The sequence below is a fragment of the Dyella sp. 2YAF14 genome (assembly GCF_052114725.1).
Taxonomy (GTDB): domain Bacteria; phylum Pseudomonadota; class Gammaproteobacteria; order Xanthomonadales; family Rhodanobacteraceae; genus Dyella.
This window is the reverse complement of the sequence record NZ_JBFRFH010000003.1, coordinates 116902-131140: the sequence shown is the minus strand read 5'-3', so window position 1 is coordinate 131140 and position 14239 is coordinate 116902. Positions and strand designations below refer to the sequence as shown.

Below are 14239 nucleotides of genomic sequence, written 5' to 3'. Positions count from 1 at the left end.
CCGCGGGGTCGGCCGGGTGGGGGATGGGGTGATTACGCCCTGCGCAACACCTGCGGATGGCGATCGGCCAGCGTCACGATCAGCTCGCCGAACAAGGTGTTGGCCCAGGCAAACCATGAGCGCGTGAATTTCGCCGGGTCGTCCTGATCGAAAGCCTCGTGCATGAAGCCGGTGCCGGCATGCGTGGTTTTGAGCCAGGCGATGCACTGGGAGATCTCTGCCGTATCGCTGCTGGTAAAGGCACGCATCATGATCGACATCGGCCAGATCATGCGCAGCCCTTCGTGCGGACCGCCGATACCCGATGCTGCGCGCCCTTCAAAGAAGTACGGATTGCGCGTGCTCCACGCCTGCGAACGCGTGCGCTGATAACGCGCATCGTCCTGCGTGCAGCTGCCGAGATAGGGCAGGGCGAGCAGGCTGGGCACGTTGGCATCGTCCATGAACAACTGGTTGCCGTAGCCATCGACTTCATACGCCCAGTAGTCGCCTTGCTCGCCGTGGATGACACCGTGCGCTTCGGCCGCACGCTGGATGTCATCGGCAAGCGCGATGCAATCGCCTGCGGTGCTGTCGTCATGGCGCATCGCGCGCAGCATCTCGGCGAGACGGCGAAGACTTGTCGCCGCAAACAGGTTGCCGGGGATATTGAACGGATAGACGGTGGCATCGTCCGATGGACGGAACATCGCATGGATCATGCCTGTTGGTCGCGTCGGGTTGCCGTAGCCCTGCAGGAACTGCGATTCGCTCGGCGTCGGCGACGTGCGCTGGAAGTGATACGGCCCCGGGCCATCCTTGCGCTGCTGTTCGCGGAAGGTCTTGAGCACGGTGCGCATCGCGGCGTGCCAGTCATCATCGAAGGGCGTGATGTCGCCGGTCGCCTGCCAGTAGCCGTGTGCCAGCCGGATCGGATAACACAGCGAATCGATCTCCCATTTGCGCTCCGCCACGCCCGGGCGCATGTCGGTGATGTCGTGCTGCGCCCATTCCAGGTTCGACTTCGCCGTCGGGTCGGGCATGAAGGCGTTGGCATAGGGATCGATGCTGATGCATAGCGCGTGGCGATGAATCAGTCCACGGAACAGCTGCTGCAGGGCCTTGTCCTGGCGGGCGAGCTGCGCGTACGGCCACACCTGCGCGGAGGAATCGCGCATCCACATGGCGTCGATGTCGCCGGTGACCACGAAGGTATCGGGCTTGCCGCGCAGCGTACCCACCTGGACGGTGGTATCGAGCGTATTGGGGAAACAGTTCTCGAACATCCACGCAAGTTCAGGATCACCGATGCGCGCCTTGGTGGTTGCGATCCGTTTCTCCACGGCGGCACTGGTGAATTTGCGCTGGCCAACCGGTGGGCGCTTGCTGGTGAAGGCCGTCTTACCGACGCCAGCCAGCGCGCCGTTTGACAGCATGGCGGCGGCAGGCGCCATCGCCATCCATTTAAGCAGGTCGCGTCGCGTGGTCCTCATGGCTTGGCCTGCGCCTGCGACTGCACCGCGTCGACCAAGGAGGTCAGCTTGAGGGCTGCCTTGAGGCGTGACACGTCCGTCGCACTCTTGACGGTGATATCCACGTGCTCCCCGGGTAGCAGGTCGAACGCATTGTCGGAAAGTTCGACATCGTTGCTGCCGAAATCCAGCCATACGCCGCGCGCCAGCTGTTTGGTACTGATGGTCAACACAATGCCGTTGCCGCTCTGTCGCCAGTCGGCCATCAGCCCCGGCTGGCCCGGAAGCGCCAGCGATTTGGCCAATCCGAAATAAAGCAGGTGATGAGCAATCACCTCGCCGTTCTCGATCACGTCGAACGAGGCCACACTGCGCGTCGGATTTGCGCCGTGCAACAGGTCTGCATCACTGAATTCGCCTGCCATGGTGCTGCTGAGTGCGGCGGCTTCGACCGGCCTGCTGCTCTCGCTCAGGCGCTTGCCGGCCATGTCGTAGAGGCGCGTGCGCAGTACCGCCTTGAACGGCGTCGTGCGATCGGACACGAGATGGAGTGTCGTGTGGCCGTCGCGACGGATCGGCACCACATCCACGGGCGCGTAGAAGCGCCTGGCATGGTATTGCAGTGCCTTCCAGCGACCGAAATAGTCGAGGCTGGACCAGGACGGCCCCGGCCACACGTCGTTGAGCTGCCAGTACAGCGAGCCCATGCTCTGCGGGCGCGCGCTGCGCAAGTGCTCGGCCGCCAACTCGATGCCTTCGGCCTGCATCAGCTGGCTGAGATAGACGAATGACGCAAAGTCCTTCGGCTCGCCGTAGTTGCCGCGGATGTAGAGCAGCAGGCGGTCGTTGCCATCGCCGTTCGCGAACTTCTGGTGCGCGCGCATCACCGGCGAGTTCGGCGTCATGTCGGCGGGCGTGGCGAAGCTTTCGATGGTGGCCATCACCGGAAACGACTGCAGCCCGTACTCGGACTGGAAGCGCGGCTCGACATCCAGGTAGTGCTCGATCGGCTCGGAGCCCGACCACACCTTCCAGTAGTGGTAGTCACCATCATTGAGCACATTGGCTTCGCCATCGAAATCCGTGCTGGGCGAACTGGCCCAGTAGGGCACGTCGGCATCGTTGGACTTCACCACGTCGCGCAAGGTGGTGCCAAAGAGTTCGCGCATGCCGCTTTCGATGCGCTGGCGTTCATCGCTGCCGATGGTCTTCTTGAAATCTTCGCGATCGGGCCAGGATTCCCAGCCCGTCTGCACCTCGTTGTTGCCACACCACAGCACGATGCTGGGATGGTTGCGCAGCCGGCGCACCTGTTCCACTGCCTCGATGCGTGCGTTCTCGCGGAATGCCTGGTCGTAGGGCGTGATCGCGCCGCCGAACATGAAGTCCTGCCAGATCATGATGCCAAGCTGGTCGGCCAGGTCGTAGAACGCATCGCTCTGGTAGTAGCCGCCGCCCCACATGCGCAGCATGTTCAAGTTGGCGTCGCGGGTGGAGGTCAACAGCTTGCGCAGTTGCCCGGACGTGGTGCGCTCGGGAAAGCTGTCGGTGGGAATGAGGTCGGCGCCCTTGGCAAAAATCGGCAGGCCGTTCACCACGAAGGCGAAGCCGCGACCCCATTGGTCACGGTCTCGACGCAGCTCGACGCTGCGCAGGCCGCTCGTACGGTCGGCGCTCGCGAGCGTGTTGTCGCCGCGCTTCACTTCAACATGGAAGCGATAGAGGTTCTGCTTGCCGTACCCCAATGGCCACCAGCGTGCCGGATGCTCGATGGTGAATGGCAGGCGCAACGCATTATCGCCAGCCGTGAGTGCGACATCTTGCGCCGCCTCGCCGCGGCTGCCATCCGGCGCCGTCCAGCTCAACGTGACGTGTGCAGAGCCGGACTTGGCTGCCTGCAATGAGACTTCTGCCGTGAGCGCTGCCTTGTCCGCATCGACGTGCGGCTGGGCGATATGGAAATCTTCCAGCCGCGCGTCGGTCCAGCCCTCCAGTCGTACGGGCTGCCAGATGCCGAGCGTAACGAAGCGCGGGCCCCAATCCCAGCCGTACTGGTAGTTGGCCTTGCGCACATAGTTGGAGGTCTGCTTGCCCTTGGGCTCATCGCCGAAGGCCGAATCGAACTCGCCCGGCAACGCATAGGGCTGCTTGAGCAACCAGGGCTGCAGCCTGGCGATCGGCGAATGCAGTTTGACGATCAGGTTATTGCTGCCCGCATGCAGCACACCCTTCACCGGTACGCGCCAACGGCGGAACATGTTGTCCGCGCTCAGCAGCGGCTTGTCGTTGACGGCGATGTCAGCGAACGTGTCCAGGCCATCGAACACCAGGTCCACGTGATCCTGTTTCAGCGTGGCCGCATCGACGTTGAAGGCGAGGCGATATTCCCAGTCGGCCAGGCCGATCCACTGCAGGCTCGCTTCGTTGTCGCGATAGAACGGGTCGCCGATCTTGCCGGCCGTCAGCAGATCCGTCTGCACGCTGCCGGGAACGTGCGCGCTGGTCCAGGCTGCCTGCTCCGGATGTCTGGCCGCCTGTGGCGTGCCCGGCAGCAGGCGGAACTGCCACCCCGTATCCAGTGGCGTCACTTCAGTGGCGTGGAGTTGGCTTGCACCAGCGAACAGGAGGCCGGCCAGCAGGCCGAGAGAACAGCGAGTCAAAGAGGGCAAGGCAAAGCGCTCCGCATCGTCGTGGTTGGAACGTCGGCCGTCAGAGCCGGCCGGCGTTGCAGGAAGGCGAGGCTTCCCGGCAACGGCATGTCGTGATGGTGTCAATTGTCCAGCGACGCCGTGGAGCGATGATCCAGTTCGCCGGATACTTCGTTCGCCGCCTCGATGAGCAACTTGGTAGTGGTCGCCATGGTCATGCTGGAGCCGCGCCGTTCGATGAAGGGAATGGTGATCGCGCAGATGGCTCGATCGTGTTGCATGACCGGCGCGGAAATATCGGTGACGCCATCGACTACCTGGCTCGGGATGGTGGCCACGCCAGCGGCACGGATCTCGCGTATCGCCTTCTCGACGGGTGGGCGTCGCAGCTGCGGTTCGTGCTCGATCATCATGGCGAACCAGCGTTCGCGCGTGGCGTCGTCCTGCCATGCCAGCAGCACGTGGCCGGAAGCGGAGTGGGAGATCGGGCGGCGATGACCCACGCGTACCACCAGGCCGATTTCACCCGGCGGATCGACGCGCGCAATCACCACGATCTGCTCCTGTGACGGCACGACCAGATGACAAGATTGATCGATGTCGTCCGAGAGCCTGTGCATGATCGGCAGGGCGGTTTCCACCAGACTCTTCACCGGCGGTTGTTCCATGCCCAGGCGAAACAGTCGCGGCGTGAGCGCGTAACGGCCCTCGCCATCCGGGCGACTGATGTAGTCGCGTTCTTCCAGCACCTGGAGCATGCGGAAGATTTCGCCGCGCGAACGGCCTACGCCTTCGGAGATCTCCGCGATGGTCAGCGGTGCGACGGCGCGCGCCAGCAGTTCAAGGATGTCCAATCCCTTGTCGAGGGCGGGGGCGCGATATTTGGGAGACTCTGCAGCCATAAGCGTCCGTGGTATTGAGTGGCTCGTCATGCAGACTACGGGCGGGTTTCAGATGCGAAATTCAACAGCCTCGCCGCCCACCATGCTGCGCCGCAACTTGTGATACATATAAACTATAAGTTCATATTTGCACAATTGTGGCGCCCAGGGCAGAGGGGGCGCTCGCCAACGGCCGGAGGATGAACATCCATGCACCCACAAGCCGCGCCGATCCCGGCGGGTGGTCGCTTTCGGGACAGGGTCCCGCTTTTTCCCCTGGCCTTGATCGTAAGTCTTTTCTTTCTCTGGGGTGTGGCCAACAACCTCAATGACGTGCTGGTAGCGCAATTCAAGAAGGCCTTCACGTTGTCGGACTTCCAGGCCGCGCTGGTGCAAAGCGCGTTCTATCTCGGGTATTTCGTCGTTGCACTCCCTGCGGGAGCCTATATGCGGCGATACGGCTACAAGTCGGCGGTGGTGCTGGGCTTGTGCCTGTATGGGGCAGGGGCGCTTCTGTTCTGGCCGGCCGCGGTGTCGGCAACCTATGGGATGTTCCTCGCGGCGTTGTTTGTCATCGCGTGCGGACTGGCCTTCCTCGAAACCTCGGCCAATCCCCTGGTCACCCTGCTGGGGCCGGCATCTTCGGCTGCCGCGCGCCTCAATCTGGCGCAGGCGTTCAATCCGCTGGGATCGATTGCCGGCGTGCTGATCGGGCAGCATTTCATCTTTACCGGCGTGCAGCACACGCCCACGGAACTCGCCGCCATGAGTGCAAGTGCCCGCGAGGCTTTCATGAAGAGTGAAGCCGCTGCGGTGCAGATGCCTTATCTGGTCATCGGGCTGGGCGTGCTTTTGTGGGCCGTGGTGATCGTGCTGACGCGATTCCCGTCGGTGGCCGTCAGCCAGGAGGGTGCGCCGGGCGAGCGGGGCGTGCTGAGGCACTTGCTGCGCGATGGCAGGTTCCTGGGTGCGGTCGCTGCGCAATTTTTCTACGTGGGTGCGCAGGTCGCCATCTTCAGCCACATGATCCGCTATGCGCAGGCGACGATGCCGGGCACCGCGGACAAGACGGCCGCCAGTTTCGTCACGGCTGGGCTGATCTGTTTCATGGTGGGCCGATTTGCCGGGGCGGTGCTGATGAAGCGCCTGAAGGCTTCGCGCGTGCTGGCCTTGTTCGCGCTCGCCAATGTGCTGCTGATGGCCGTGGCAGCGCTGGCGCCGGGGCGTGAGGGCATCTATGCGCTGGTGGCATCGAGCTTCTTCATGTCGGTGATGTATCCGACGATCTTCGCACTGGGCGTGGAAGGCAGGAGCGACGACGAGCGGAAATTCGGCGCGGCCCTGCTGGTGATGGCTATCGTCGGCGGCGCGGTACTTACTGCCGCGATGGGCGTGGTGTCCGATGGCGTCGGCATTGCGCACGCGATGCTCGTGCCCGGCGCGTGCTTCGTGGCCATCTTCCTGTTCGCGCAGCAGCACTGGCAGCGGGCGATGGCGAGCGTGCCGGCATGAGCTGGCAATGCCTGGCGCTCGACCTGCGCGACGATCCGGCGCTCATTGCCGAATACGAACACTGGCATCGTCGCGAAAACATCTGGCCGCAGATCGTCGCGTCGATTCGCGAGTCAGGCATCGAGGACATGCAGATCTTCCGCACCGGCACCCGGCTGGTCATGCTTATGCGTGTTGCGCCGGATTTCGATGCGCAAGCCAAGGCCCTGGCCGATGCGGCCAACGAGCGCGTGCAGGCATGGGAGTCATTGATGTCCAGGTTCCAGAAGCCACTGCCATGGGCCGCGGCAGGGCAGAAGTGGGTGCCGATGCAGATGATCTTCGACCTGGCCGACTGCGTCGGCTGATCAGCCGTTGCGCCACAGGATGTCGCGCGAGATGCGCGAAGCATCGCGTTGACCGGTCAGTGCCATGGTGACGCTCAGTTCGCGCCGGATCAATTCGATGGCCTGCGTCACGCCCTGTTGTCCATGGGCGCCCAGTCCGTAGAGGAAGGCCTTGCCGATCAGGCCGGCGCGCGCACCCAGTGCCAAGGCCTTGATCAGATCCTGGCCGCTGGTGATGCCGCTGTCGAACAACACCTCGATGCGGCCCGCGACGGCATCGACGATCGAAGGGAGCACGTCGATGGTGGCGGGCGCACCGTCGAGCTGCCGGCCGCCGTGATTGGACACCACGATGGCATCGACGCCGCGCTCGACGGCCAGGCGCGCATCCTCGGGGTCCAGGATGCCCTTGATGATGAGCTTGCCCGGCCATTCTTCGCGTATCCAGGCCAGGTCATTCCAGTTCAGCGTGGGATCGAACTGGTTGGCGATCCATTGCGCGAGCGTGGTCAGGCTGTCGGCCCCCTGGATACGTCCGTCCAGATTGCCGAATGAGCGGCTCGGCGCCCTGAGTACGTTCCAGACCCAGCGCGGCTTGCTCATGATGTCGAACACGTTGCGCAGCGTCACCTTGGGCGGCACCGCAAGACCGTTCTTGATTTCGCGATGGCGCTGGCCTTGCACCGTCAGATCGGCCGTCAGCATCAAGGCGGAGCACTGCGCGGCACGGGCGCGGCGGATCAGCTCGCGGGTGAAGCCGCGGTCGCGCATCACGTAGACCTGGAACCAGAACGGCGTGTCGCAGGCGGCGCGCACCTGCTCGATCGAGCAGATGGACACGGTGCTGAGGCAGAACGGTATGCCCGCCTCGGCGGCCGCACGCGCGCCGAGGATCTCGCCGCTGCCGTGTTGCAGCCCGGTCAGCCCGGTTGGCGCAATGGCGAGCGGCATGCTGGCCGGCGAACCGAGCATGGTGGTGCCCAGTGAGCGATGGTCTACGTTCTGCATGACGCGCTGACGCAGTTGCAGGCGATCGAAGGCGCGCCGATTTTCACGCAGCGTCACTTCATCGTAGGAGCCCCGGTCAGCGTACTCGAAGAATGCCTTGGGCACGCGCCGGCGTGCGATCTCGCGCAGGTCGGCGATATTCGTCACTGGCGCTTTCATGGCTCACCCCGTCGCCGTCTTGGGAGCATTCTTCCACACGATGCCATCAGGATAGAGGTGGTCGCGGATCGAGGCCTCGTGCATGCGCACGGAAAACCCCGGGGCCGTGGGCACCAGATAGCGTCCACGCTCGATCGTCACCGGCTCGACGAAATGCTCATGCAGATGGTCGACGAATTCGATCGCGCGATCCTCCTTCTTGCCGGTGATGGCCACAAAATCGGCCATGGCCAGATGCTGCACCAGTTCGCACAGCCCCACGCCGCCTGCGTGGGGGAAAACGCGCACGCCGAAGTGGGCGGCCAGCAGCAGGATGGCGAGGTTCTCGTTCACGCCGCCCACGCGTGCCGCATCGATCTGGATCAGGTCGACTGCCTGAGCCTGCAGCAGCTGCTTGAACAATACGCGGTTTTGTCCGTGCTCGCCGGTGGAGATGGGGATGGGTGAAACGCCTTGCCGAATCGCCGCGTGACCCAGGACGTCGTCGGGATTGGTTGGCTCCTCGACCCAGGCCAGGCCGATGTCCTTCAGCGGCTTGAGCCATTCGATGGCCGTCTGGACGTCCCAGCGCTGGTTGGCGTCCACTGCGATGGCGATGTCCGGACCCACCGCCTCGCGCGCGAGGCGGCAGCGTCGCAGGTCGTCTTCCATGCGCAGCCCGACCTTGAGCTTGATCGTGCGGAAGCCGTCTGCCACGGCTTTCCTGGCGAGACGCTGCATCTTCTCGTCGGTATACCCGAGCCAGCCGGGCGAGGTGGTGTACGCAGGATAGCCTTCGGCCTCCAGCTGGGCGATGCGAGCCTGCTTGTACGGCTCGGCCTCTTTCAGGATCTCCAGGGCGCGGGCGGGCGTCAGTGCATCGGTGAGATAGCGGAAATCGATCTGGGCGACCAGCTGCTCGGGCGTCATGTCCGCAATGAAGCGCCACACGGGCTTGTTCGCCACGCGCGCCGCCAGGTCCCACGCGGCGTTGATGACCGCGCCTATCGCCATGTGCATGACGCCTTTCTCGGGGCCGAGCCAGCGCAACTGGGAGTCGCCCGTCAGCTGCCGCGCGAACGCGCCCAGATCGTCGACGATGTCCTCCACCGTACGACCGACCACCATCGGCCGCAGTGCCGCGAGTGCCGCGGTCTGGATGTCGTTGCCCCGCCCGATGGTGAATACCAGCCCGTAACCGGCGAGCCCGCCAGGGGCGTCGGTTTTCAGCACCACATAGGCGGCGGAGTAGTCGGGATCGGGATTCATGGCATCCGAGCCGTCGTGCGCCAGCGACGTCGGAAAACGCACGTCGAAGGTTTCCAGGGCGGTAATTTTCACCATCGTGACCGGCCTCCGGCGCCGGTAACTCAATAAGGAAAAAGCAGGGCAGCGCTCAGGCGCGCGAAGCGGGATAGGCGAGCACGTCCTGTCGCTGCCGGCCAAGTCCTTCGATACCCAGTTCGATCACGTCGCCCGGCTTCAGATAGGTGGGCGGATGCAGGCCCAGCCCGACACCGGCCGGTGTTCCCGTGCTGATCACGTCGCCTGGCATCAAGGTCATGTAGCGGCTGATGTAGCTCACCAGCTGCGCCACGCCGAACACCATCGTGCGCGTGTTGCCGTTCTGGTAACGGTGACCGTTCACTTCGAGCCAGAGGGCGAGCTTCTGCGGGTCGGGGACCTCGTCCCGGGTGACCAGCCATGGGCCGATCGGCCCGAACGTGTCGCAGCTTTTGCCTTTCACCCACTGGCCGCCGTGTTCGAGCTGGAACTCGCGCTCGGACAGGTCGTTGATCACCGCATAGCCGGCGACGTGATCAAGTGCCTCGTTGACGTCGACGTAGCGCGTCACCTCGCCGATGATCACGCCGAGCTCCACTTCCCAGTCGGTTTTCGCCGAGCCGCGCGGAATGACGACGGCATCGTTGGCGCCGCCGATGGCGGTCGTGGCCTTCATGAAAAGCACGGGCTGCTCGGGCACCGGCGCGTTCGTTTCAGCCGCATGGTCGGCGTAGTTCATGCCTACGCAGAGCATCTTGCCGACGTGCGCCACCGGCACGCCGAAGCGTGGCGTGCCATCGACACGGGGCAGGGTGGCCGGATCCAGGGCCATCAGACGGCGCAGGCCATCGCGACCAAGCACAACTGCCGAGATGTCGTCGATCACGCCTGAAAGATCGCGCAAGGCGCCATCGCCATCGATCAGTCCGGGCTTTTCCGCGCCAGGTTCCCCATAACGGCAAAGTTTCATGCAGTGGCTTCCATCAGTTCGACCAGCCGCCATCCACGACATGGATGGTGCCGGTGGTAAAGGACGATTCGTCGGAGGCGAGATAAACGGCGAGCGCAGCGATCTCCTCGGGCGTGCCGAGTCGCCCCATCGGCTGCCGCGAGGTGAAGCTCTGCCATGCAGCTTCTTCGTCGCCGCCCAGGGCGCGCACGCGCTCGGCGAGCGATGGCGTCTTGACCGTGCCGGGGCAGATCGCATTGCAGCGTATGCCCGCCGACACATAATCGGCGGCGATGGAACGCGTCAGGCCGATCACCGCGGCCTTGGTCGCGCCGTAGGCAAAGCGATTAGGCACGCCCTTGATGCTCGAGGCGACCGACGACATGTTGACGATGCTGCCCGTGCCGCGACTCAACATGCCCGGAAGCACCGCGCGACACAGATGAAACATGCTGTCCACATTGATGGCGAACGAGCGCCGCCAGCTGTCGTCGTCGGTATCGAGGATGGTGCCGGCATGCACGTAGCCAGCACAGTTGAACAACACATCGATGCGCTCAGTCGCGCCCACCAGCGTCCGGATCGCCGCGTCATCGGTGACATCGAGCCGGTGGATACGAATCGAGGAATGGCTCGCGGCAAGCGAAGCCAGATGGCTATCGTTGATATCGGTCGCCAGCACCGTGGCGCCGGCCTCGGCGAAAGCGAGCGCGGTGGCGCGCCCGATGCCTGCGCCTGCCGCCGTGACGAGCGCGTGCTTGCCGGACAATCGGTCGTTCATGCGAGGCGCTCCACGTCGCTGCAATGGCAGCAGGTAACCCAGGTCTTCATGGCCTTGTTCCGGATGCGGTCGCCGATACGCGGTCAGCGAGTGAATAGACGGTCGCGGCGTTGCCGCCAAACACGGCTGCTTCGTGATGACGGGCAAACCGTCGCGTCAGCTTTTGCGCGCACGCTTTCCATTGCTCGTAGGTCGCATGGGTCGTGAGCACGGGCCAGTCGCTGCCCCACATCACGCGCTGCGCGCCGAAGCTCTCGAAGAGGTGCGCTACATAAGGTTCGATGGCTGCCATGTCGGCGTCCGGACCGGTCAGTGTCAGCAACCCCGATAATTTGCAGGCCACGTCCGGCACTTGGGCGACGCGTGCAATCGCACCGGCCCACGAGGCGAATTGCCCATCCGCGATGTTCGGCTTCGCGCCGTGGTCAACCACGGTGACCAGGCCCGGGTGCCGGGTCAGTCGCTGGGAAAGGGCGCGCAGATGCCGGTTGTCGACCAGTGCATCGAACACCAGGCCGTGGTCGCGCAGGCAGTCGAACGCGCGATCAAGCGAGGGTCGGGCGAGCCACTCCGTATCGGGGATGTCCTGGACCATGGGACGGATACCGCGCAGCAGCCCTTGTCCGCTCTGGACGAGGGCGGCGATGCGTTGCGTGGCGTCGTCCGCTTCCATGTCGACCCAGCCGATCACGCCGAGCACGCCATCGGTCTGTCGGGCGATATCGAACAAGAACAGGGTCTCCTGCTCATCCGGTGCGGCCTGGACGAGGATGCAGGCGTCTGTCGTTGCCTTGAGATCCGGCGGAAGAAACGCGCGCTGCAGCTGGGCCGGGGCATGCGCCAGCCAGCCATAGGCCAGGCGCGCGGGATCCCAGTAGTGGCGATGCGCATCGATGATCATGGTGTCGGCACGCTCTTATCGAGCAGGCCGTGCTCGACCAGCGACGCCCAGGCCGCATCGGGAACCGTGGCGCACATGCGGGCCACGGCGTCATCGACTTCGGCGACCGAGCGCAGCCCGCACACGACTTTCGTCACCGCCGGATGGGCGAGCGGAAACTGCAAGGCAGCCGCGCCGACGCTCGCGCCCGTGCGTGCGCACACATCGTAAAGTTGCTGTGCACGCGCCTTGATCGCCAGCGATGCCGGCGCGTAGTCATAGGTATCGCCAGGACCTGCGTCCGCGCCAAGCAGGCCGGAGTTGTAAGGGCCTGCGATCAGCACAGCCACGCTATCGGCTTGCGCCCGCGCCATGACGGCCTTGCTGCGCCCCTGTTCGAACAAGGTGTAGCGGCCGGCCAGCATGATCGCGTCCAGCGGAAAACGATCCATCACTTCCAGGCAGACCGCCTCTTCGTTCACACCCAATCCAATGGCGCCCACTACGCCCTGGTCGCGTAACTCGGCCATGGCGGGCAGCGCTTCATCGAGGGCTTGCTTCAACACGTGCGGGTGGCGCGAACCATGGGTGAGCTCGCCGATGTCGTGCAGCAACAGCAGGTCGATGCGACCGGTGCGTAGCCGCCGGATGCTGCTTTCCAGGCTGCGCAGGATGCCGTCGCGCGTGTAGTTGAAGTAGGCCCGGCGACCATCGACCGCGAAGCCATCGCCGCGGTCCGTGCGCTCCTCATCCATGTCGATGAGTCGGCCGACCTTGGTGGAGATGGTGTAGCTGGTGCGCTCGATGCCTAGCAGCGCATCGCCGATGCGCGTTTCGCTGAGGCCGTAGCCGTAATAGGGCGCGGTGTCGAAATGCCGGATGCCCTGGCGCCATGCCTGCAGGATGGCTTCTCGCGCCGCCTCGTCGCCCACGCCGGCATACAGGTTGCCCGCTGGCGCGCCTCCGAAAGCAAGGGCGCCCAGTCGGGCTTCGGCCTGGCCTGGCTGGCCGAAGGACTGTTGATGTTCGTGCTGGACCGGCATCAAAACCCCCAAAACCCGCCTCCTGCAAGGCCGGACGACTGCACCATCGGACGACCGCCACCCGGGCGGCGCCGCCTTTCGGGCATCGTACTACTTGTGCATAGATAAAAACTAGGTTTATATGTGAGCGGACGGGCAGGCCGGCAGACCTCGAGTCGACGCGCTGTGGCGTCACGATGGGCCTGCTATTGAATCGATCGAAATCGCCCTGTTAACTGGGGCGAGGCAAGCACAGCATCGGGGTGGGTGATGACGCCGTTGTCGGATAAGAGGCCAGTGCCTCCGCATAGGGACCACCTGCAGGACATGGGCGGGCCGATCGTCGCTGGCGTACTCGGACGGCAGCCGCGCCCGGTGTCTCCCTTTCTCGCCGCCGACCTCGGGGGCACCCACGCACGCGTCGGCCTGGTCGTGCCCGACGCCATCACGGGCAAGCCGGACATCGTCCTTTACCAAGTCTATCGCTGCGCCGAGCACGCCTCGCTGGTCGATATTCTTGGCAGCTTTTGCCGGGAGCATCGCGTGCAGCCGGATGCGCTGGTGCTGGCCTGCGCGGGATTCGTCGAACACGGCGTGGTGATCAACGAGAGCCTGGCGTGGCCTGTGTTGCTGGACAGCGTGTGCATTGAAGGCGGGTTCGCCTCCGTCGATGTGCTCAACGACTTCGAAGCATTCGCGCATGCGGTCGGCCATTTTGAACAGGAGAACAGCGCCGCCATCGTGGATGGTGTTGCCAATCCCAGTGGCGCCGTGGCCGTGATCGGCCCCGGCACCGGACTGGGCGCCGCCCTCTGGCTGCCGGGCCGGCCGCCTCGCGTACTGCATACCGAGGCCGGACACATGGAGCTGGCCGCGCGCCCCGGCATCGAGCAGACCATTCGCGCGCAGCTGGGGCCGATCGACGGATACGTGCCTTACGACCGCGTGCTCAGCGGGCCAGGCTTGTTGCGCCTCTATCGCGCCCTCGCGGCGGTGCAAGGCGTGCCGGCGACGCTCACGGAGCCGGGCGAGATCACCGCCATGGCGCTGGCCGGCATGGACACGCTGGCCACGCAGACGGTCGATCAATTCTGTCGCTGGCTCGGTGCGTTCTGCGGTGATGTCGCCATCGCCTTCAATGCGAGCGGCGGGGTTTGCCTGGCCGGCGGATTTCTCGCGCGCATCACCGGCGTGCTGCGCTCCGGGCCGTTCACCGAGCGGTTCCTGGACAAGGGAGTGATGCGCTCGTTCTTGAACAACACACCCGTGTTCGTCGTCGAGCACGGGCAGCTGGGCGTGCTGGGCGCGGCAAACTGGCGATTGGGCCACTGATACGGGTTTCTTTGCAGGGGCAGGGGA

General features: G+C 64.6%; 12 protein-coding genes. 3 read left to right on the top strand and 9 right to left on the bottom strand.

From position 1 onward, the window contains the following. Nucleotides 1-32: 32 nt before the first annotated feature. The 3 genes from AB4Y82_RS06745 to AB4Y82_RS06735 form a co-directional block, all read right to left on the bottom strand. Nucleotides 33-1472 (bottom strand): glycoside hydrolase family 125 protein, encoded by a 1440-nt coding sequence (locus AB4Y82_RS06745; RefSeq protein ID WP_441603831.1) that lies wholly within the window; start codon nucleotides 1470-1472, stop codon nucleotides 33-35. Further along, entirely contained in the window at nucleotides 1469-4120 is a 2652-nt protein-coding gene (locus tag AB4Y82_RS06740) for a beta-mannosidase (RefSeq protein ID WP_441611185.1), read from the bottom strand. The genes AB4Y82_RS06745 and AB4Y82_RS06740 overlap by 4 nt, the downstream gene beginning before the upstream one ends. Nucleotides 4121-4221: 101 nt before the next feature. Beyond that, complete coding sequence (locus AB4Y82_RS06735) at nucleotides 4222-5001, bottom strand: IclR family transcriptional regulator (protein WP_441603833.1); 780 nt, start codon at nucleotides 4999-5001, stop codon at nucleotides 4222-4224. A gap of 189 nt (nucleotides 5002-5190) precedes the next feature. Here AB4Y82_RS06735 and fucP point away from each other — a divergent pair, with 189 nt between their 5' ends. Both fucP and AB4Y82_RS06725 read left to right on the top strand, forming a co-directional pair. Beyond that, on the top strand, nucleotides 5191-6492 hold the full coding sequence (gene fucP / locus AB4Y82_RS06730; RefSeq protein ID WP_441611184.1) for an L-fucose:H+ symporter permease: 1302 nt from the start codon (nucleotides 5191-5193) through the stop codon (nucleotides 6490-6492). Continuing rightward, nucleotides 6489-6839 (top strand): L-rhamnose mutarotase, encoded by a 351-nt coding sequence (locus AB4Y82_RS06725; RefSeq protein ID WP_441611183.1) that lies wholly within the window; start codon nucleotides 6489-6491, stop codon nucleotides 6837-6839. Before fucP ends, AB4Y82_RS06725 begins: the two co-directional genes overlap by 4 nt. Here the strand turns inward: AB4Y82_RS06725 and AB4Y82_RS06720 are convergent, their stop codons facing one another. The 6 genes from AB4Y82_RS06720 to AB4Y82_RS06695 are packed head-to-tail and all read right to left on the bottom strand — an operon-like array spanning nucleotide 6840 to nucleotide 12901. After that, entirely contained in the window at nucleotides 6840-7985 is a 1146-nt protein-coding gene (locus AB4Y82_RS06720; RefSeq protein WP_441603836.1) for an alpha-hydroxy acid oxidase, read from the bottom strand. It lies immediately after the preceding gene. A 3-nt stretch (nucleotides 7986-7988) separates the two neighbouring features. Next, nucleotides 7989-9308, bottom strand: a complete 1320-nt coding sequence (locus AB4Y82_RS06715; protein ID WP_441611182.1) for an L-fuconate dehydratase — start codon at nucleotides 9306-9308, stop codon at nucleotides 7989-7991. A 52-nt stretch (nucleotides 9309-9360) separates the two neighbouring features. After that, a complete protein-coding gene (locus AB4Y82_RS06710; RefSeq protein ID WP_441603838.1) occupies nucleotides 9361-10218 on the bottom strand; it encodes a fumarylacetoacetate hydrolase family protein in 858 nt (285 codons plus the stop codon). A 13-nt stretch (nucleotides 10219-10231) separates the two neighbouring features. Further along, on the bottom strand, nucleotides 10232-10978 hold the full coding sequence (locus AB4Y82_RS06705; RefSeq protein WP_441603839.1) for an SDR family oxidoreductase: 747 nt from the start codon (nucleotides 10976-10978) through the stop codon (nucleotides 10232-10234). A 46-nt stretch (nucleotides 10979-11024) separates the two neighbouring features. After that, nucleotides 11025-11879 (bottom strand): amidohydrolase family protein, encoded by an 855-nt coding sequence (locus AB4Y82_RS06700; RefSeq protein WP_441603840.1) that lies wholly within the window; start codon nucleotides 11877-11879, stop codon nucleotides 11025-11027. After that, nucleotides 11876-12901 (bottom strand): aldo/keto reductase, encoded by a 1026-nt coding sequence (locus tag AB4Y82_RS06695; protein ID WP_441603841.1) that lies wholly within the window; start codon nucleotides 12899-12901, stop codon nucleotides 11876-11878. Before AB4Y82_RS06695 ends, AB4Y82_RS06700 begins: the two co-directional genes overlap by 4 nt. Nucleotides 12902-13177: 276 nt before the next feature. Between AB4Y82_RS06695 and AB4Y82_RS06690 the strand changes: the two genes are divergently transcribed. Then, nucleotides 13178-14212, top strand: a complete 1035-nt coding sequence (locus tag AB4Y82_RS06690; RefSeq protein ID WP_441603842.1) for a glucokinase — start codon at nucleotides 13178-13180, stop codon at nucleotides 14210-14212. Nucleotides 14213-14239: the final 27 nt, after the last annotated feature.

Bases quoted from the DNA above. Each gene is read 5' to 3' on its own strand.
- AB4Y82_RS06745 (WP_441603831.1), bottom strand. From the start codon at position 1,472: ATGAGGACCACGCGACGCGACCTGCTTAAATGGATGGCGATGGCGCCT.
- AB4Y82_RS06735 (WP_441603833.1), bottom strand. From the start codon at position 5,001: ATGGCTGCAGAGTCTCCCAAATATCGCGCCCCCGCCCTCGACAAGGGA.
- fucP (WP_441611184.1), top strand. From the start codon at position 5,191: ATGCACCCACAAGCCGCGCCGATCCCGGCGGGTGGTCGCTTTCGGGAC.
- AB4Y82_RS06725 (WP_441611183.1), top strand. From the start codon at position 6,489: ATGAGCTGGCAATGCCTGGCGCTCGACCTGCGCGACGATCCGGCGCTC.
- AB4Y82_RS06720 (WP_441603836.1), bottom strand. From the start codon at position 7,985: ATGAAAGCGCCAGTGACGAATATCGCCGACCTGCGCGAGATCGCACGC.
- AB4Y82_RS06715 (WP_441611182.1), bottom strand. From the start codon at position 9,308: ATGGTGAAAATTACCGCCCTGGAAACCTTCGACGTGCGTTTTCCGACG.
- AB4Y82_RS06710 (WP_441603838.1), bottom strand. From the start codon at position 10,218: ATGAAACTTTGCCGTTATGGGGAACCTGGCGCGGAAAAGCCCGGACTG.
- AB4Y82_RS06705 (WP_441603839.1), bottom strand. From the start codon at position 10,978: ATGAACGACCGATTGTCCGGCAAGCACGCGCTCGTCACGGCGGCAGGC.
- AB4Y82_RS06700 (WP_441603840.1), bottom strand. From the start codon at position 11,879: ATGATCATCGATGCGCATCGCCACTACTGGGATCCCGCGCGCCTGGCC.
- AB4Y82_RS06695 (WP_441603841.1), bottom strand. From the start codon at position 12,901: ATGCCGGTCCAGCACGAACATCAACAGTCCTTCGGCCAGCCAGGCCAG.